This is a genomic window from Sphingomonas sp. GW821-FHT04B01, from assembly GCF_059420425.1.
The window spans coordinates 170,470-188,479 of sequence record NZ_JBWKTR010000008.1; the positions used below are offsets into that span (position 1 = coordinate 170,470).

19 protein-coding genes are annotated in these 18,010 nt (G+C 65.5%); 15 read left to right on the top strand and 4 right to left on the bottom strand.

Annotated elements, in window-relative coordinates; translation table 11 throughout:
- The gene (locus tag AC07UH_RS17575) at positions 1-378 is read right to left on the bottom strand and encodes a hypothetical protein (RefSeq protein ID WP_495181199.1); all 378 of its coding nucleotides are present in this window, start codon (positions 376-378) and stop codon (positions 1-3) included.
- 115 nt (positions 379-493) lie between these two features.
- Here AC07UH_RS17575 and AC07UH_RS17580 point away from each other — a divergent pair, with 115 nt between their 5' ends.
- The 5 genes from AC07UH_RS17580 to AC07UH_RS17600 all read left to right on the top strand — a co-directional run bounded on the left by AC07UH_RS17580 (position 494) and on the right by AC07UH_RS17600 (position 8,423).
- A complete protein-coding gene (locus AC07UH_RS17580; RefSeq protein WP_495193958.1) occupies positions 494-1,216 on the top strand; it encodes an ImuA family protein in 723 nt (240 codons plus the stop codon).
- Positions 1,134-2,924 (top strand): Y-family DNA polymerase, encoded by a 1,791-nt coding sequence (locus AC07UH_RS17585; protein ID WP_495181197.1) that lies wholly within the window; start codon positions 1,134-1,136, stop codon positions 2,922-2,924. Before AC07UH_RS17580 ends, AC07UH_RS17585 begins: the two co-directional genes overlap by 83 nt.
- Positions 2,921-6,184: an error-prone DNA polymerase gene (locus tag AC07UH_RS17590; protein WP_495181326.1), complete on the top strand. Its 3,264-nt coding sequence runs from the start codon at positions 2,921-2,923 to the stop codon at positions 6,182-6,184. Before AC07UH_RS17585 ends, AC07UH_RS17590 begins: the two co-directional genes overlap by 4 nt.
- A gap of 3 nt (positions 6,185-6,187) precedes the next feature.
- On the top strand, positions 6,188-6,451 hold the full coding sequence (locus tag AC07UH_RS17595) for a hypothetical protein (protein WP_495181196.1): 264 nt from the start codon (positions 6,188-6,190) through the stop codon (positions 6,449-6,451).
- Between the two features lie 148 nt (positions 6,452-6,599).
- Positions 6,600-8,423, top strand: a complete 1,824-nt coding sequence (locus AC07UH_RS17600) for a sensor domain-containing diguanylate cyclase (RefSeq protein WP_495181195.1) — start codon at positions 6,600-6,602, stop codon at positions 8,421-8,423.
- A 528-nt stretch (positions 8,424-8,951) separates the two neighbouring features.
- On the opposite strand, the gene AC07UH_RS17605 is transcribed toward AC07UH_RS17600, so the two are convergent.
- Entirely contained in the window at positions 8,952-9,704 is a 753-nt protein-coding gene (locus AC07UH_RS17605; protein ID WP_495189925.1) for a methyl-accepting chemotaxis protein, read from the bottom strand.
- A gap of 6 nt (positions 9,705-9,710) precedes the next feature.
- Positions 9,711-10,127 carry a globin family protein gene (locus AC07UH_RS17610; RefSeq protein ID WP_495181193.1) on the bottom strand — a complete coding sequence of 139 codons (417 nt, stop codon included), beginning with the start codon at positions 10,125-10,127 and terminating at the stop codon, positions 9,711-9,713.
- Between the two features lie 47 nt (positions 10,128-10,174).
- Here AC07UH_RS17610 and AC07UH_RS17615 point away from each other — a divergent pair, with 47 nt between their 5' ends.
- Complete coding sequence (locus AC07UH_RS17615; RefSeq protein WP_495181192.1) at positions 10,175-10,318, top strand: hypothetical protein; 144 nt, start codon at positions 10,175-10,177, stop codon at positions 10,316-10,318.
- Between the two features lie 262 nt (positions 10,319-10,580).
- The gene (locus AC07UH_RS17620) at positions 10,581-11,213 is read left to right on the top strand and encodes a tyrosine-type recombinase/integrase (RefSeq protein ID WP_495181191.1); all 633 of its coding nucleotides are present in this window, start codon (positions 10,581-10,583) and stop codon (positions 11,211-11,213) included.
- A gap of 185 nt (positions 11,214-11,398) precedes the next feature.
- On the opposite strand, the gene AC07UH_RS17625 is transcribed toward AC07UH_RS17620, so the two are convergent.
- A complete protein-coding gene (locus tag AC07UH_RS17625; protein ID WP_495181190.1) occupies positions 11,399-12,145 on the bottom strand; it encodes a Crp/Fnr family transcriptional regulator in 747 nt (248 codons plus the stop codon).
- Between the two features lie 125 nt (positions 12,146-12,270).
- On the opposite strand from AC07UH_RS17625, the gene AC07UH_RS17630 reads away from it, so the two are divergent.
- Genes AC07UH_RS17630 through AC07UH_RS17665 form a run of 8 tightly spaced genes read left to right on the top strand, consistent with a single transcriptional unit; the run spans position 12,271 to position 17,991 of the window.
- Positions 12,271-13,362 carry an alpha/beta hydrolase gene (locus AC07UH_RS17630; RefSeq protein ID WP_495181189.1) on the top strand — a complete coding sequence of 364 codons (1,092 nt, stop codon included), beginning with the start codon at positions 12,271-12,273 and terminating at the stop codon, positions 13,360-13,362.
- A gap of 56 nt (positions 13,363-13,418) precedes the next feature.
- Positions 13,419-14,495, top strand: coding sequence for a catalase family protein (locus AC07UH_RS17635; protein WP_495181188.1), 1,077 nt, complete (start codon positions 13,419-13,421; stop codon positions 14,493-14,495).
- Positions 14,496-14,523: 28 nt separating this feature from the next.
- Positions 14,524-15,630, top strand: coding sequence for an NAD(P)-dependent alcohol dehydrogenase (locus AC07UH_RS17640; RefSeq protein WP_495181187.1), 1,107 nt, complete (start codon positions 14,524-14,526; stop codon positions 15,628-15,630).
- Positions 15,630-16,244, top strand: a complete 615-nt coding sequence (locus AC07UH_RS17645; protein WP_495181186.1) for a carboxymuconolactone decarboxylase family protein — start codon at positions 15,630-15,632, stop codon at positions 16,242-16,244. Before AC07UH_RS17640 ends, AC07UH_RS17645 begins: the two co-directional genes overlap by 1 nt.
- Positions 16,241-16,711 (top strand): hypothetical protein, encoded by a 471-nt coding sequence (locus AC07UH_RS17650; protein WP_495181185.1) that lies wholly within the window; start codon positions 16,241-16,243, stop codon positions 16,709-16,711. The genes AC07UH_RS17645 and AC07UH_RS17650 overlap by 4 nt, the downstream gene beginning before the upstream one ends.
- Positions 16,708-17,214, top strand: coding sequence for a DUF1440 domain-containing protein (locus AC07UH_RS17655; protein ID WP_495181184.1), 507 nt, complete (start codon positions 16,708-16,710; stop codon positions 17,212-17,214). Before AC07UH_RS17650 ends, AC07UH_RS17655 begins: the two co-directional genes overlap by 4 nt.
- 4 nt (positions 17,215-17,218) lie before the next feature.
- Positions 17,219-17,779, top strand: coding sequence for a type 1 glutamine amidotransferase domain-containing protein (locus AC07UH_RS17660; protein WP_495181183.1), 561 nt, complete (start codon positions 17,219-17,221; stop codon positions 17,777-17,779).
- Positions 17,776-17,991 (top strand): hypothetical protein, encoded by a 216-nt coding sequence (locus AC07UH_RS17665; protein WP_137898855.1) that lies wholly within the window; start codon positions 17,776-17,778, stop codon positions 17,989-17,991. Before AC07UH_RS17660 ends, AC07UH_RS17665 begins: the two co-directional genes overlap by 4 nt.
- Positions 17,992-18,010: the final 19 nt, after the last annotated feature.

Sequence of the window (18,010 nt, forward strand, 5' to 3'; positions counted from 1 at the left end):
TCACGAGCGATGGCGCGAGACAAGCTTCTTCCACGTCGCCTCGTCCGGATAGGGCAGCGGCGCGCCGGTCGGAGGTTCGCGGCCGACCGTAACGCGCGGTCGCGCCGTTGCCTTCTGCGCACGGCAGCCGGCGCAGCACAGGCGGGCTGCAACGGCGGGCAGGCCATCGTCCCAGCCGCGGCGGTTGAACATCCACCACAGGCATACCGCATCCAGCACCCGGACATGACCGCAGCGCGGGCAGGTCAGACGCAACGTCCGCTTGTACAGCGCGCATTGCTCGAGCGTGCGCAGGCGACGCCCGACATGGTCGTAGTCCGCGCGCGCTGACCCCGTTCGAGCTGCGGCCTCGGCAGCGTCGATCCCGTTTCGGTTCACCGAATCCCTCCCGTAACGCCTTGACCCTTCGTCAACAATTCTGGAACATATAGCGAACAGATGAGTCGCAACAGCCATGTCCGCTAACCCCCAACCCGATGAGGCCCTGGCCCGCTTGCGCGAGGAGCTGGGTGCCGTGCGCGGGCCGAAGCTGGCGGTTCTGCCCTTCGGCATCGCTGCGATCGACAGGCGACTCGCCGAGGGCGGACTCGTGCTGGGCGGCCTGCACGAGGTGTCGCCGGCGACGCCGACGCTCACCGACGATGCCGCGGCGACGCTGTTTTCGGTCGGCATCGCCGCCCGCGCTGCGGCGCGATCCGGCAAGCGCGTGCTCTGGGCGCTGACCCGCTTCGACCTCTATGCCCCCGGTCTGGAGCAGGCCGGGCTCGACCCGGCGACGCTGCTGTTCGTCGAGGCACGCGACGACAAACAAGTGCTCGCCGTCATGGAGGATGGCCTGCGCCACGGCGGGCTCGCCGCGGTCGTCGGCGAGGTGAAGCGGGCCGATATGGTCGCGACACGGCGGCTGCAGCTTGCTGCGATGAGCGGCCACGCACCGGCGCTGCTCGCGCGCCGCTGGCGCAAGGCCGGCGTCGAGCCCTTGTCCGACCTCTCGGCGGCGATGACCCGCTGGCGGATCGCCTGCGCGCCCTCCGAGCGGCTGCCGGCACCCGGCGTCGGCCGGGCACGCTGGACCGTCGACCTCGCGCGCCAGCGCGGTGGTCCCCCCTTCACCCTGCAACTGGAGGCATGCGATGACACGGGTCGCCTCGCTCTACCTGCCGCACCTCGCCATCGAGCGACTGCGCCGGCTCGAGCGACCGCGCGCGCTGCCTGAACCGCAGCCTGCGCCATCGCTGCCGATCGACGACGACCCCGGTGCCTGTTCGGTGCCGCGGGGCGGCGGCTGGCGCCCGGGCGCACGCTGGGCGCGCGACGACGGCGCACGTGCAGCGATCGAAGAGCAGGCCGCGGCGCTGCCGCGCCACCAGCAGCCGACGATGCGCGAACTCGGCCGGCGTTCCGAGGCGGCGGATCATCCGTTCAAGCGACCGGTAACATCAGGCGGTACGCCCACGGCCCTGCCAGTGGCCGTGCCGGTCGCGCATGCGGTGCCGCTGGTCCTCGCCGAGCAGGCCGGTCAGCGCCACGTCATCACCGCCGCCTGTCCCGCCGCGCTTTCGCTCGGCCTGATACCCGGCATGGCTGTGACGCAGGCGCGCGCGCTGGTCGCCGAACTCGACGTGCGTGCCGCCGATCGCGCCGCCGATGGCGCGGTGCTCGACAGCCTCGCGCTGCATGCGGTGCGGCATTGGACGCCCACCGCCGCGGCGAGTGGCGCGGACGGGCTGTGGATCGAGCTGACCGGTACGGCGCACCTTCATGGCGGCGAGGCGCGCTTCTGCCGGCGGCTGGTCCGCTTCTGCCGGCGCTTCGGCTATACTGCACGCGTTGCGGTGGCGGGAACGCCGGGCGCCGCGCACGCACTCGCACGGTTCGGGCGTGACGTGATCAGCGCCATCCCGAACGGCGGCGAGGCGCAGGCGCTCGCCGGCCTGCCGCCCGCCGCGCTGCGGCTGACGCCCGAGGCGCTGACCGCCGCGGCGCGGTTCGGGCTCGACCGGATCGCCGATCTGCTGCCGCTGCCGCGCGGTCCCCTCGCGCGCCGGCTGGGGCTCGCCAGCGTGCGCCGTCTCGACGAGGCGCTCGGCCGGGTGGCGGAACCGATCGTGCCGGTCGTCCCGGAGGAGACGCCGCTGGCCCGCCGCCGCCTGCTCGAGCCGATCGGCACTGCCGAGGCGATCGAACACGTCATCCGCGATCTTCTCGCCGATATGATCGGGCTGCTGCAGGAGCGCGGCGCCGGCGCGCGCACGTTGCTGCTCGTCATCGAGCGGATCGACGGCAGCGAGCAGCGGCTCGCCATCGGGACGTCGCGACCGACGCGCGACGCGGCTCATCTCGCCCGCCTCTTGCATCTCAGGATCGAGACGATCGATCCGGGCGACGGGATCGAGACGATGCGGCTCGCCGCCACCCGTACCGATCCGCTCGGCGCGACCGCGCTCGCCGCCAGCCTCGCCGGCGACGATGCGCCGCCGGATGTCGCGACGCTTGTCGATCAGATCGCCGGCCGCGTGGGGGATGCGGCTCTGTTTACCGCAGCGCCGGTAGAGAGCGACGTGCCCGAGCGCGCCGTCCGTCGCACCGCGCCGCTCGCCGCCCCGACCGGCTGGCCCGCGTGGCGGCGGCCGGTGCGGCTCCTCAACCGGCCCGAACCCTTGGTCGGCGTGCTGGCCTTGCTGCCCGACGCGCCGCCTCGACGCTTCACGTGGCGCGGACATGTCCATGCCGTCGTCGCCGGCGACGGCCCCGAGCGCATCCATGGCGAATGGTGGCGGCGCGACGGCGAGCTATGGGCGGTGCGCGACTATTTCCGCGTCGAGGACGATACCGGCGCACGCTTCTGGCTGTTCCGCCGCGGCGACGGTGTCGATGGCGCGACCGGCGACCTGAGCTGGTATCTGCATGGACTGTTTGGCTGATGACCTACGTCGAACTCCAGGTCACCAGCCATTTCTCGTTCCTGCGTGGCGCCTCCAGCCCGGACGAACTGTTCGCGGCAGCGGCGCTGCTCGGTCATGCCGCGCTTGGGCTTACCGATCTCGGCAGCGTCGCCGGGCTGGTCCGTGGCTGGGAGGCACAGAAAGCGACCGGCGTGCGGATGATCGCCGGCGCGCGGGTGCGGCTCGACGACGGGCGCATGTTGCTGCTCTACCCGACCGACAAGCCCGCCTGGTCGCGCCTCACCCGTCTGCTCACGCTCGGCAAGTCCCGCGCCGGCAAGGGCGGCTGCGCGCTGGCGTGGGAGGACGTCGTCACCTGGAACGCGGGGCTGATCGCCATCCTGCTTCCCGATCTGCCCGGTGACGCCACCCGCAGCGATCTCGGCGATCTGCACGAGGTATTCGGGGACCGTGGCTATTGCGCGCTCACCTTCCGGCGACGGCCCGACGATGCGATGCGCCTGCACGACCTCGCCCGGCAGGCAGCCGACGCAGGGGTCGCAACCGTCGCGGTCGGCGACATCCTCTATCATGCGCCCGACGCACGGCTGCTGCAGGACGTCGTCACCGCAATCCGCGAGAAATGCACCGTCGATACGCTGGGTTACCGCCGCGAACGCCACGCCGACCGGCACCTCAAATCACCGGAAGAGATGGAGCGTCGCTTCGCCGCCTTCCCCGACGCGATCCGCGCCACCGCCGAGATCGCGCGCCGCTGCACCTTCGACCTTGGCGAGTTGAGCTACCAATATCCCGACGAGCGCGTCGTCGACGGGCTGACCGCGCAACAGGCGCTCGAACAGCTTACCGAGGCCGCCGTGGAACGCCGGTTCCCCGACGGCGTGCCCGCGCAATACCGGACGCAGATCGATCACGAACTGCGGCTGATCGCCGAACTCGCCTATGCGCCCTACTTCCTGACCGTGAACAGTATCGTTGCGGAAAGCCGGCGCCGCGGCATCCTGTGCCAGGGCCGCGGCTCGGCGGCGAACAGCTGCGTCTGCTTCATGCTCGGCATCACCTCGATCGACCCGATCAAGCACGAGCTGTTGTTCGAGCGCTTCATCTCGGGCGAGCGCCGCGAGCCGCCCGACATCGACGTCGACTTCGAGCATGAGCGCCGCGAGGAGATCATCCAGTGGATCTATGAGACCTATGGCCGCACCCATGCCGCACTGACCGCGGTCGTCACCCGCTATCGCGCGCGCGGCGCGGTGCGCGAGGTCGGCAAGGCGCTGGGCCTGCCCGAGGATCTCACCAAGGCACTCGCCGGGCTGGTGTGGGGCTGGAGCCAGGAAGGCGTCGGCGAGAAACAGGTCCAGCAGCTCAACCTCAACATGGAGGATCGCCGGCTGCGGCTGGCGCTCGACCTCGCCCGCAAGCTGATCGGCACGCCGCGGCATTTGTCGCAGCATCCCGGCGGCTTCGTGCTGACGCACGACCGACTCGACGATCTCGTGCCGATCGAACCCGCCGCGATGGTCGACCGGCAGGTGATCGAATGGGACAAGGACGACATCGATGCGCTGAAGTTCATGAAGGTCGATGTGCTCGGCCTCGGCATGCTCGGCTGCATGAACCGCGCCTTCAATATGCTGGAGGAGGCCAAGGGCATCCGCGTCGGCATGGCCGACCTGCAGGACGACGATCCCGACGTCTATGCGATGATCCAGAAGGCCGACACGCTCGGCACCTTCCAGATCGAGTCCCGCGCGCAGATGAGCATGTTGCCGCGGATGAAGCCGGCACGCTTCTACGACCTCGTCATCGAGGTGGCGATCGTTCGGCCGGGGCCCATTCAGGGCGACATGGTCCACCCCTATCTCCGCCGCCGCGAAGGGCGCGAGAAGCCGGACTATCCGCGGCCCGAGCTGCGCGCGGTGCTGGAGAAGACGCTGGGCGTACCGCTGTTCCAGGAGCAGGCGATGAAGGTCGCGATCGTAGGGGCGGGCTTCACCCCGGCCGAGGCGGACCAGCTCCGCCGCGCGATGGCGACGTTCAAGTTCACCGGCGGGGTCAGCCACTTCTTCGACAAGCTGGTCGGCGGCATGGTCGAGCGCGGTTACCCCCGCGACTTCGCCGAACGCACGTTCAAGCAGATCGAGGGGTTCGGCAGCTATGGCTTCCCCGAGAGCCACGCCGCCAGCTTCGCCAAGATCGCCTATGCGAGCTGCTGGATGAAGCACCATCATCCAGACGTGTTCTGCGCTGCGCTGCTCAATGCGCAGCCGATGGGGTTCTATGCGCCGGCACAGGTCGTCCGCGACGCTCGCGACCACGGCGTCGAGGTGCGTCCCGCCTGCATCAACGCCAGCCGCTGGGATTGCACGCTGGAGCCGGGCCGTGGCCGCTATCTCGCCGTACGCCTTGGGCTGCGGCAGGTCCGCGGCCTCGCCAACGCGCATGGCGCGGCGATCGTCACCGCACGTGGGCAGATGCCGTTCGGCTCGGTCGAGGAGGTCTGGCGCCGCGCCGGCGTGCCGCGCGCTGCGATCGAGCGGTTAGCCGAGGCGGACGCGTTTCAAACTCTGGGCGAAAACCGGCGGCAGGGCCTCTGGAAGGTAAAGGGACTCGGCGACGCGCCCTTGCCCCTCTTCGCCGCCGCCGATGCTCGCGAGTCGCTGTTCAGCCCGGAAGGGCTTGAGCCGGACGTCAGCCTGCGGCCCCTGTCCGACGGCCGCGAGGTGGTCGAGGATTACCGCGCGCTTCAGTTGTCGCTGCGCGCGCACCCGCTGGCTTTCCTGCGGCAGGATCTGACCCGGCGTGGCATCACACGCTGCGCCGATCTCGAACACATCAAGGACGGCCGGCACGTCGAGGTGGCCGGGATCATCCTTGTCCGCCAGAAGCCGGGTTCGGCCAAGGGCGTGCTGTTCATCACCATCGAGGATGAGACGGGAATCGCCAACGGCATCCTCTGGCCCGACCGGTTCGAGGCACAGCGCCGCACGGTGATGTCGGCGGCGATGATCGGGATGAAGGGACGCGTGCAGAAGGAGGGACAGGTGATCCACGTCATCTGCGACCGGATCATCGACCATGGACCGCTGCTCGCGCAGGTCGGACAGATGGATTTCCCGCATGCGACCGGGCGTGGTGACGGCGCGCGGCATGCCGGCTCGCCGGACCGCGGCGATGCCGGCTGGAAGCCCGGCCCTCGCGACAGCTATTGGCCGCCGCATAGCACGGGCATGGATCCGGAAGATGTCGTGCGGGTGAAGTCGCGCGACTTCCACTGATCGGTGTCGCGCCACCAGCGGATCATCATCGACCTTTCGCTCCATATCCTCCGCGGGGCAGCGGCGCGTTCTGGCAACGGCAAGGTTGACACGGTCGAAGTCCGGCTCGCGCTACGCTGTCTTGTCGCGCATTGCCCGGAACGCTGGCCGCTCGACATGTTCTGGAGCTCAGCCAGCACCGATCACGATATCGGGCGGTCGCAGGGCTGCACCGCGGCATTAAATGGGATTGTCCGGCAGATCGAAGGCGTCGGTCGCCTGTCTTGACCCAATTGCGGTCACTCCGCGGTCTGTAGCCTCTGCCCTAAATCGGACATTCGTTCACTGCCGAGGTTTGGCATCAGTGCATCCTTTCGTGTGCACGATGCTAGCCAAAGTAACAGGATGCTAAACCCTGACAGGTACGGCCAAAGGAATGTTGTCGTCGCTCTCAGCACGGATCGCGGCGATCGGCCTCGTGGTCCTGATCGCCCTGGCCTCCCTGGCAGGGCTCCTCGTCGATGCGTCTCGGCAGACCAGCCAGAGCTTCGAATGGGCTGGCCATTCGGCAGAGGTGATCGAGACGACGGAGGCAGCGTTGGGGGATCTGCGCGAGGCGGAGTCGGGCCAGCGCGGTTTCATCATCACGCGCAATCCCGCCTACGCCCGATCGTTCGCCGAGCGGGTGGAGAGTTCGGCGCGCAACATGGCGGTCGCAGTTCGGCAGACCACCGACAACCCGCTGCAACATGCGAGAGCGCGCGAGATCGCGACACTCATGGCGCAGCGCGCCGCCTTTCTCCGGCAGCCCTTGATCCTAGCGCGTCATGGCGATTTTTCTGGTGCCGTTGCCATCGTCGCCGGTGGTCGCGGCCGTGAGCTGATGGATGCGATAAACGTCCGGGCCAACGGCTTTCTCGACGAGGAGCGCGCCTTGCAGACGAGCCGGCAGGACGCGGCGGACCGGCGGCTTGGCAGCGGGCGGCGGCTCGCGATCATTGGGGCGGTCGTGGTCGCGCTGCTGGTCATCGGCAGCTTCGCGTTGTTGACCCGCGGTATCCGCCGGCCGTTGGCGACGATGATGCGCGCCATGACGGCATTGGGGGACGGCAAGCAGGACGCGCGGATCGATACGAGGATGGGTTCCGAGGAGTTCGACCGACTGGCACACGGCTATAATGCCATGGCGGAGAGGCTAAGGAACGCCGTCGCCGATCAGGCGACGAGCGAGCGTCAATTGCAGACCGCCAACGCCGAACTGCACCGGAACAGCGAAACTCTGCGCGAACGCGGCTCGGTGATCGAGTTGCTGGGCGGCATGTCGCACCGCATGCAAGCCGCCCGCACCGACGACGAGCTGGCTCAGATCATCAAGGTCTTTGTTCCGCGCGTGCTCCCGAACCTTCCCGGCGCTCTTTATGCGCACAACAATTCACGCAACTGCCTGGTGCCCATTGCCAGCTGGGGCGGCACCGACGTTCCGCCCGAGGGCTTCGCGCCGGAACGGTGCTGGGCGCTGCGCCGCGGGCAGAGCCACTCGGTGGCCGAACCCGGTCATGACATCGTGTGCGGCCATGTCGGCGGAGACGAAATCTACCACTGCGAGCCCCTGCTCGCAGGCGGTGAGGTGATCGGCGTCCTTTACCTTCAGGGTCAGATCGAAAGCGAGAATCGGTTTCGCATGAACGTGCTGACCGAGAACATCGCCTCGGCGTTGGTGAACCATCGCCTCCAGCGCTCGCTGCGCGAGCAGACGATCCGCGACCCGCTGACGGGCCTGTTCAACCGCCGCTATATGGAGGAAACGCTAAAGCTGGAGATTGCGCGGGCTGCCCGCGCCGGTACGCCGCTCAGCCTTGTCATGTGTGACATCGACCATTTCAAGCGATTCAACGATGAGTTCGGGCATGATGCCGGCGACGCGGTTTTGCAGAATGTCGCGGCGGAGATGCGCAGCCGCTTTCGCGACGGCGACGTGGTCTGCCGCTTCGGCGGTGAGGAATTTACGATCATCGCACCGGGCACGACCGCGGAGGCTTTGGCAGGTCGCGTCGAGATCGTCCGGCGCGGAATCGCGGAGCTGACCGTCCGGCATGGCAACCGCAGCCTCGGATCAACCAGCATGTCATTTGGCATCGCGACGTGGTCAAATACAATGGCACGCGACGGCTCGAGCCTCATCCAGGCAGCCGATGTGGCTCTCTACCAGTCCAAGCGCGAGGGTAGAAACCGCGCGACAATTAGTCTCATCGCGGCCTGACTGCCGGTGGCGCAATTCTCGCGGCGCCAAGGGGCTCCGTCGATTAGCACTTGTGGCGGGCGGACAATCAACATCTCGCCTGCAAAACTGATAGATCCAATTGCGGTCGTTCAGCAGTGTCTTTCCCTTTCCCGGAAACGGACGCTTGTTCATCTCGGCAGGTACGATCAGGGTGCAAATGGTGGGGTTACACCGGCTGGTCGGGTTTTCCCGGATGCAGACAATCTGACGCAGACTTCTGACACCCCGAACTTCGCAGAAAACCGTGGCTCGCGCGTCGGTGTCACAACCGAACGGTTGTGACACCAAGCCGTTGGTCATCGTCCCGCTACCTCAACCCAGAAGTGGTCCTTCAAAGCGGTCTACCCGCTTTCCAACTTCGGCCATCCATTCACGATTATAAACGGGTCTGTGCTCCGGGCATGCGAATGCTGGGGCCAGCCGTTACGCTGGGCAACACCCGGCTTGGCAGCGGAACAGTGACAACCGCATTCAAACTTGGGAACAGGCTTGCTTCCTACGCTCGCATCAGCAGGCGCCTTTCCCCTTGCGCGCGAGCTTTGAAACCTGTCGGGCCAAGACCTTAACAGCCACGGCGTTGGCACCAACGCGCCCGATCGCTGCGGCAGCCGTGTCGATGGTCTTCGCCGCATCCGCGGTGATATCAACAAGCTCCGATGCGATCTGACGCTGCTGGCCGGCGCTCTCGAATGATGCGGCGAGCAGGCCATCCTGTTCGGTCACCAGCCCAGCATGGGCGACGGCAATTTCGTTGGCAGCCTGCACGTCACGGGTAATCAGCATCGACCGTTCCCCGATGATTGCGTTCGCGTTCGCCGTGCGAGTAGTCAGCGTCGACATTTCCGCAGAAATCGCTGCGAACGCGCTGCCCTCCCCGCCGGAACGGGCCGCTTCGATCCGGGCGTTCAAACTCAACATTCGGCTTTCCCGCGCGATCTCTGCGATCGTAGCGCTGATCGCCGCCACGCTGTCGACCGACTGGGCGAGTGCGTCGATTGTCGGTTTGTTTGCCACCAACTGCGTCCGCGCCTCAGCAAGTGTCTCAGCCTGCTGGCGCACGCTAGCTTCCACGTCGTTGGCTGCAGTTTCGAGGGCGGCGGCCAACGAAGCAATTTGCGTTGCATGCTCCGCCATGCCCCGTATCACCGCCGTGGCGGTCTCGGCCTCGGATGCAACGCAGCCAGCGATGTCGAGCAACCGCGTAGCGATACCATCTAGCTGAGCATCGATCGCCGATGCGCTCTCAGGCACATTCTTCACAGTGGCTTACGCTCTCTCGCGAACAGCCGTCAGCATGGTCCCTGACAGAAATGCATAGGCGGCAGACCAGGCTTCCTCGGTATCCTGATCAAACGCTGGCCCAAGTCCCGCTTGCAGCGTCTCGATAAGTGCTGATCCGACGGCCTCGTAATGGCGATCTTCTGCACCATAGCTGATGTGCCGAATGGCCAATTCACGTGCAACCGGAACAATGGAATCGAGGCGATCCAACGCATCAACCACAGTCGCTAGGGTGAGAAATAGCTTTCGTCCCTGCTCTGCCATGTCGTTGCGGAACAAAGCGCGCGTATCTGGCGCAAGCTCGAAAAGACGTCGATAAAACTCGGCCGCCGCAGCATCGGTTATTGGAACGACAGCGGCAAAACTGTCCTGAACGAGATCGATTTGATGAGCCGAGAGCATGCCTTGGCTTTTAGGCGTAAAACCGCAACGGAAGGGTTAAGATCATAATGAACGAGATGCTGACCTACCTAAGGTTATTGATGGTTTTTGCCCTGCTTGATAGCCACCTTGCCGATCGCACTGACGCATGCCGCTGCTTCCAGTTCGCTAACATGTTTCCGGTAGCGCACGCCCTTGAACAGAAAGAGTGAAGCCAGAAAACTGCGCCGCGTCGCGATCGGTAGAATTTAGAGAAAGCGCCGCGAATCTGAAGCGACAAAGGTGAGTAATGCGGTGGTTAGCCGCTCAGCGACCGCGGAGACCCACTTTCGGCCGTTCAGAGACTACGAGGCACCGCCCGAAACCGGCCGCTCGTTCAGCATCACCGACGGCCGATCAACCACATTATCGAACCGTCGGTTTACCGCGCCTGCGTACGCTCAATTCACCGATCCGTCCCGATGGAGATGATCGATGGGGCACTCGCTGATGGACCCCGCCTTTCACGAACTTCGACCCTGGAACGAGGGCCGGCTTATCGGTGCGAAGCGGGCGCTGAAACAGCAACAGGTCTGGGCCATTCGCTTCTGGCTCGACCAGCATAGACGACTCCGCGACCGAGCTCTGTTCGACTTCGCCATCGATAGCAAGCTTCGTGGCTGTGATGTGGTCAGGGTGCAGATCGGCGATGTAGTTTCCGGCGGGCGCGTCCGTGACCGCGCCGTCGTGGTTCAGCAGAAGACCAAAAGACCGGTCCAGTTCGAGCTGATGGATACAGCACGAAAGACGATGCGGGCATGGTTGGAGCGACGCGGCGGGACACTGAACGACTTCGTCTTCCCAAGCCGAAACGATTACATGGCCCACATGAGCACGCGGCAATATGCCCGCCTCGTGCACGAGTGGGTGGTCGGCATCGGCCTTCCGGCTCAGGATTACGGGACGCACTCGCTTCGGCGCACGAAAGCATCGATCATCTACAAGGCGACTGGCAATCTCCGCGCGGTTCAGATCCTGCTCGGCCATGCCAAGATCGACAGCACGGTCCGCTACTTGGGCGTTGACGTGGAGGACGCTTTGGAACTGGCCGAACGCACTGAGGTCTGAGCCGACCCACAATCCGCCATTCCGGCCTGCTCTCATGCTCCCCAACTACGGACACTCATTCATGTAGCTCCCCATGGAGTCATGACATGCCGACTACACCCGATTAGGCTCGGCTTCCCAACAAGCGAAATTTCAGAGAACTGGATGTTGTTGGTTTGAAAGTTCCTGGCGCCTTGCCGCTGGTATTATTCAATTAGCAGGCGTCGGTACTCCGCTTCGGCAAAGCCGTAAGTATCGCCTGCCAGACGCAGAAGACGTTCTCGGTCGCGCACGATCACTCGGCCGCGAAGCGATCGAATTGCCTCTTCCTGCTCGAGTTTATGAAGTGCGTCCGTGACGCTGCTGCGCCTAACGCCGAGCATTAGCCTGAACTCCTCGTGAGTCATGCAGATGTCATCTTCACATACCCGATCGTGATAGAGCAGGATCCAACGCGCCATCCGCCGTTCGATCGAATGCGCGAGCGACGAGACGATGGTCCTGCTCATCTGGGTCATCAGCACGCCGACGAAGCGGAGTAACACGGCACGGATCTTCGGGTGTTCAGCCAATGCTTCGTGCAATGCTGCAGCCGAGAGCCTCAGCGCCACGCCGTGCTCGGCTCGCATCACCACGTCATGTGGCCATCGGCCGTCACCGAGCAGCAGCGGCCAACCGATGAACCCCTCGTTCCCGACCAGCGCCACGGCGTACCGGCGGTCGCCTTCAAGGGAATCGAGCACCGCGGCGATCCCGGTCAGCGGAAAGCAGATGCTGTTCGCCGGGTCGCCAGCGCGCGCGATCATGTCACCATTGCGAAACGGCACCATCTCCAGATGCGGCACGAGCGCGGCGCGATCAGCTTCGCTCAAGACGCGCAGCAGCGCATTATCCTTAATTGACCGCGCTCGCAGCGAGCCTTCACCTTCCGCGTCAAAAGACCGATCGTCCATGCGTCCGCCTACAATCTCGACCCTTGTTTCTCAACCTAGGTCTACTTTCGTACCGAAACACCTGGTCCCGTTTGGTGTTGTTGATTCAACACCAACAGGAGGGACCATTGCGCACAACCATTTCGATGCTGATCGCCGCATCCGCCGCGATCGCCATCTTCCCCGCAGCCGCTCAATCGCCGCGCTCGATTACGGCACCTCCGCCCCCTCCGCTGCCCGCGACGGCTACCCAGCCCGCCAAGGCGGCACCCGACATGCAGGCGGTCCTCGACGCGCTCGCGTCGCTCGGGGGCAAGCCGATCGAGACGCTGACTCCTGCCCAAGCGCGGATGCAGCCGTCGGCGGCCGATGGTGCCAAGGCGGTCATGCAGAAGAAGGGTATGTCGACTGCCCCCGATCCAACGGTGACGACGCAGGACATACCTTACGGCAGCGATCCCAAGCAGTTCGCGCGCATCTACAAGCCGGCGAACGCATCCGCTAGCGGCAAGCCGATGCCCGTGGTCGTCTACTATCATGGCGGCGGCTGGGTGATCGCCGACGTCGATACCTATGACGCTGCTCCCCGTGCAATGGCGAAGGCGCTGAACGCCATCGTCGTATCGGTCGAGTACCGTCACGCTCCCGAGTTCAAGTTCCCGGCGCAGCACGACGATGCGGCCGCTGCCTATCGTTGGACGCTTCAGAACGCGGCGAGCTGGGGCGGTGACCCCGCCCGGATCGCCACCGTAGGCGAGAGCGCGGGCGGCAACCTCGCGGTCGCGACCGCGATCTACGCACGGGACAACGGCCTGACCGCACCGCGCTACATCGTCTCAGTCTACCCGATCGCCAACAGCAGCATGACGCTGCCCTCGCGCCGGGACTCGGCCAATGCCAAGCCTCTGAACGGCGCGATGCTGCCGTGGTTCGGCTACTACTATCAGACCAGCAAGGCGGACGCGCAGGACCCGCGCCTGAACCTTGTTGCGGCGAACCTACGGGGGCTGCCGCCCACGACGATCATCAACGCGCAGATCGATCCATTGCGCTCCGACGGTGAGACGCTGGCAGCGGCGATGCGCACGGCCGGCGACAAGGTCGAGCAGAAGACCTTCCCGGGTGTCACCCACGAGTTCTTCGGCATGGCCAAGGTCGTGAGCGGCGCCAAGCAGGCCAACGACCTCGCGGTTGCGCGGCTCAAGGCGGCATTCGCGGCTCCTGCGCCGCGCCGCTGAGCGTGCCGGCGGCGGTCTAAAGCCGCCGCCGGGCATGTTAATTAGGACTTGCACCCATGACACAGACACCAGTCCGCTATTCTCCCGACGTCGAGGACGTGAAACCCGCCGAGGCCGAGACGATCGCGAAGCTCAATGAGACGTTCGACACGATCCTCAAGAAGACCGCGGAGGATTATGATCATGCCGTCCGCTCGGTTCATGCCAAGGCGCACGGCTTCCTCGAAGGCACGCTGACCGTCCGTGACGGCCTACCGGCAGAGCTGGCCCAGGGGCTGTTCGCCACACCAGGCGAGCACAAAGTCGTAATGCGCTTCTCGACAAACGCTGGTGACATCCTGCCCGACACGATCAGCCTGCCGCGCGGTCTCGCTTTGAAGGTTATGGACGTCGAGGGCGAACGCTTGCCCGATGCCGATGGACTTACGCAGGACTTCGTGATGGTCAACGGTCCGGTGTTCCAGAACAAGACCGCCGACCAGTTCCTGAGCAACCTCAAGCTCCTCGCCGGCACCACCGACAAGCTCGAGGGCACCAAGGAGACGATGTCGAAGGTATTGCGCGGCGTGAACACCGTGTTGAGCGCGGTCGGGATCGAAAGCCCCAAGGTGCAGACGCTCGGCGGCGCTCCCAGCACCGACCCGCTCGGCGAGACCTACTTCAGCGTCACGCCGTTCCGCTATGGCGACTATATCGCCAAGTTCGCGGTCTTCCCCGTGTCCAATGATCTCACCGACCAGACCGACACGACGATCGATGCCACCAACCGCCCCGATGCGCTACGCCAGGTGATCCGGTCCGAGACCCAGGTGCTCGACATGGAGTGGGAACTGCGGGTCCAGCTCTGTCGCGACCTGGATAAGCAGCCAATCGAGGATCCCACGACCGAGTGGAAGCAGGATGATGCGCCCTTCCAGACCGTCGCGACAATCCGCGCTGCGAAGCAGGACAGCTTCACCGAGGACAAGGTCCAGCAGATTAATGAGGAGATGCGGTTCAGCATCTGGACCGGCCTCGCTGCGCACCAGCCGCTCGGCAACATCAACCGGGCGCGCAACGCGACCTACCGCCACTCCGCCGACTTTCGCGCGCGCGTGAACGGCTGCCCGTATCATGAACCCTCGGCCGCCTAGGCCTGAACCGCACTGCAAAGGATCTAGCATGACCAAGGCTCTCGGCTACGCAGCCAAGCACTCTTTCAGCCGTCTGAAGCCGCTCGAGTTCGAGCGGCCGGCGCCCAAGGCCAACGAGGTTCAGATCGACGTGCTCTACTGCGGCGTCTGCCACTCGGACATCCACCAGGTCGAGAATGATTGGGGCAATACCGTCTACCCCTGCATGCCGGGGCACGAGATCGTAGGCCGCGTCAGCGAGGCGGGCGCATCGGTGACGCGGCACAAGGTTGGCGACCTGGTCGGCGTCGGTTGCATGATTGACAGCTGCAGGAGCTGTGAGCCTTGCCGCGAGGGCGACGAGCATCACTGCGAAGGTCACAATAGCTGGCTCGCCACCTACAACGGTCCGATGAAACCCGCCGCGCAGACCGACGACGGGGTCAACACCTACGCCGAGGACAACACCTATGGCGGCTACTCGAACGTGATAGTCGTGCCGGAGGATTTCGTCCTTCGGGTGCCCGAGAGCATTCCTGTCGAGGCGGCCGCACCGATCCTGTGCGCGGGCGTCACGACCTTCTCGCCGCTCCGCCACTGGGGCGTGAAGGCGGGCGACAAGGTCGGAATCGTCGGCCTTGGCGGTCTTGGCCACATGGCGGTGAAGCTCGCCAAGGCGATGGGTGCCGAAGTGACGGTGTTCACCACCGACAAGGACAAGATCGAGGCGGCCAAGGCATTAGGTGCGACGCAGGTCGTCGTCGAAGGCGACAAGCAGGCCTACAAGGACCTCGAGCTGAGCTTCGATTTCATCCTTTCGACCGTGCCCGAGAAGCACGAGGTTGACCCGTTCATCACGCTACTGAAGCGCAACGCGACCTTCTGCGCGGTGGGCGCGCTCAACGAGCAGCCCAAGTACAATAACCAGGAACTGATCATGCATCGCCGCACGCTGGCGGGATCGCTGATCGGCTCGATCAAGGAGACGCAGGACGTCCTCGACTTCTGCGCCGAGCACAACATTGCGCCCGACGTGCAGGTGATCGACATCCAGGACGTCAACGATGCCTACAAGAAGGTGAAGAACGAGGACGTCCGTTTCCGCTACGTGATCGACATGGCCTCGCTGAAGCGCGAGATGGATGAGGCGGCCTGATGCGCGCGCCTCCGTTCCCGCCGGCGCAGATGCCGGACGACCTGCGCGCGCTCAACGACGAGATGGCCGGCTACATTTCGGAGCATCTGAAGGGGTTCGTGTCGAAGCGAGAGGACGGAGCGTTGGTCGGGCCGTTCGCCCCCATGCTGCGCTTCCCCGCGTTCGGCCGCGCCGCCTGGACCTACACCAAGGCGCTGATTGACAATTCCAAGCTGCCGAAGCCCGCGCACGAAGTGGCGATCCTAGTGACGGGCGCCGCCTTCAACTCGCGCTACGAACTATATGCGCACGAGCGGGTCGGCGAGGCCGCCGGACTGTCGGCGGAGAAGGTCGCGGCGATCGCTGCCGGCCAGCGTCCCGCCGACCTTAGCGAAGAGGAAGCTGCCGCCTACGACGTCGCGGCCGTGCTCGCCGGCCGGCGGCAACTGCCTGCTTCCACCTATGATCGCGCCGTACGGGCGTTCGGCGAGGAGCAGACCGCCGAGCTGATCTACCTGGTCGGCGGTTACTGCCTCGTCTCGCTGCTGCTCAATGCCTACGACATGTCGGTGCCCGGTCGCGAGGAAGGCCTGCCCGATGATCCCGAGGAAGAAACGGCGGGAGGGCGGCCATGAACGGCAAGCGAACGGCGGGTGCGGTCGCGGGTGCGCTAGTGGCGGGGCTCGGCCTCACCGCGATGATGATGGCGCTGGAGAAGAAGACCCGGAAAGCGTCCGAGCTGACCGACCTCGGCCGAGCATTCGCACATCAGCTCAGCGTGCACCATGTGCCGACGGGCAATGGCCCGCCGGACCCGCAGGAGCAGGCCGTCGTGCAGGGTGGTCACCTGCTGCTGTCGGCGTTGGCTGGCGTTGCCTATGCCGCAGCGACCGACGATGATGCCGGTGCTGTGCCAAGCGGCATCGCCTTCGGACTTGCTTTCTACGGGGTGGCGCATTGGCTGACGGGTCCGCTGCTGGGGGTGAAGCAGCCAGAGTGGCGCTCGGACGCCAAGACGATCGGCATGCATACGGTCAACCATGTCGCCTTCGGATTGGCGACCGCTGCCGGTGCCAAGCTGGCAACGAGGACTGCGGCATGAGCGACCTCTCCACGCCCGTTCGCATTACTCGCGGGATCGTCGCGGGTGCAATCGCCGGCGCCGTCGCCTCGTTCGCGATGGATCGCTTTCAGGCGGCGACGTCTTCGCTGCTTCCTTCCAACGGCAGCGATGACGAACCTGCGACTGAGCAGGCAGCAGATGCCGTTGCCAAGGCTGCGACTGGCCAGGAGGTGCCGGACGCCGCCAAACCGCTGGCCGGGCAGAGCGTCCACTATGCGCTCGGGATCGGTCTCGGCATCGCTTACGGCATCGCTGCCGAGTTCCGTCCTTCGGTGACCACCGGCTACGGGACCGCTTTCGGGCTCGGCACGGCAACGCTGCTCGACGAGGCAGCGGTCCCCGCCGTCGGTCTGGGCGACGCACCGTGGAAGGCGCCGCTCTCGACCACGCTCTACGCCTACGCCTCCCATCTCGTCTTCGGCGGGACAGCCGAGATCGTTCGCCGGCAGGTCGACGGTACGCTCACCAAATCAGCGGAGTAGAACCATGAAACTCGATGGCAGGAAGATTGCGATCCTCATAGCGCCGCGCGGCACCGAGGAGCCCGAGTTTGCCAAGCCCAAGGCAGCGGTTGAGGAGGCCGGGGGTGCGGTCACCGTCATCAGCCTCGGCACCGAGGATGCGCAGACGGTCAACAACGACCTCGACCCTGGCGCGACCTTTAAGGTCGACAGGGCGATTGGCAATGTATCCGCGGCCGAGTTCGATGCGCTCATCATCCCGGGCGGTGCAGTCGGAGCGGACAAGCTGCGCGGCTCCAAGGCTGTCGTGGCGTTCGTCCGCGACTTCTTCACCGCGGGCAAGCCCGTCGCCGCGATCTGCCACGCGCCGTGGGCGTTGATCGAAGCGGATGAAGTCGAGGGGCGAACGCTCACCTCCTTTCCCACGCTCCAGACCGACATTCGCAATGCGGGCGGCGCCTGGGTCGATCAGGAGGTCGTCGTCGACCAGGGGCTCATCACCAGCCGCGATCCCGACGATCTGCCAGCCTTCTGCGCCAAGCTCGTCGAGGAGTTCTGCAAGGGCGCGCAGGCAGACCGGGCATGACGGAGTTGAAGTCCTTTGCCTGCACGATCCGGGTCTTCGATCCGGCCAGCGGAGAGACCATCGTGGAGCACATTTTACCGGTCGACAGCCCGGATGCCGAGCATGCCGCCGCTTCGACGCTGGCCAACGCAGCGTCGTTCACGACCAAGACCGATGGTGATGCCGTCCGATCGGTCGCATTCTGCTGCACGGCCGTAAAGCCGCGTCGCTGACCAGATTGTGAGCACCCCG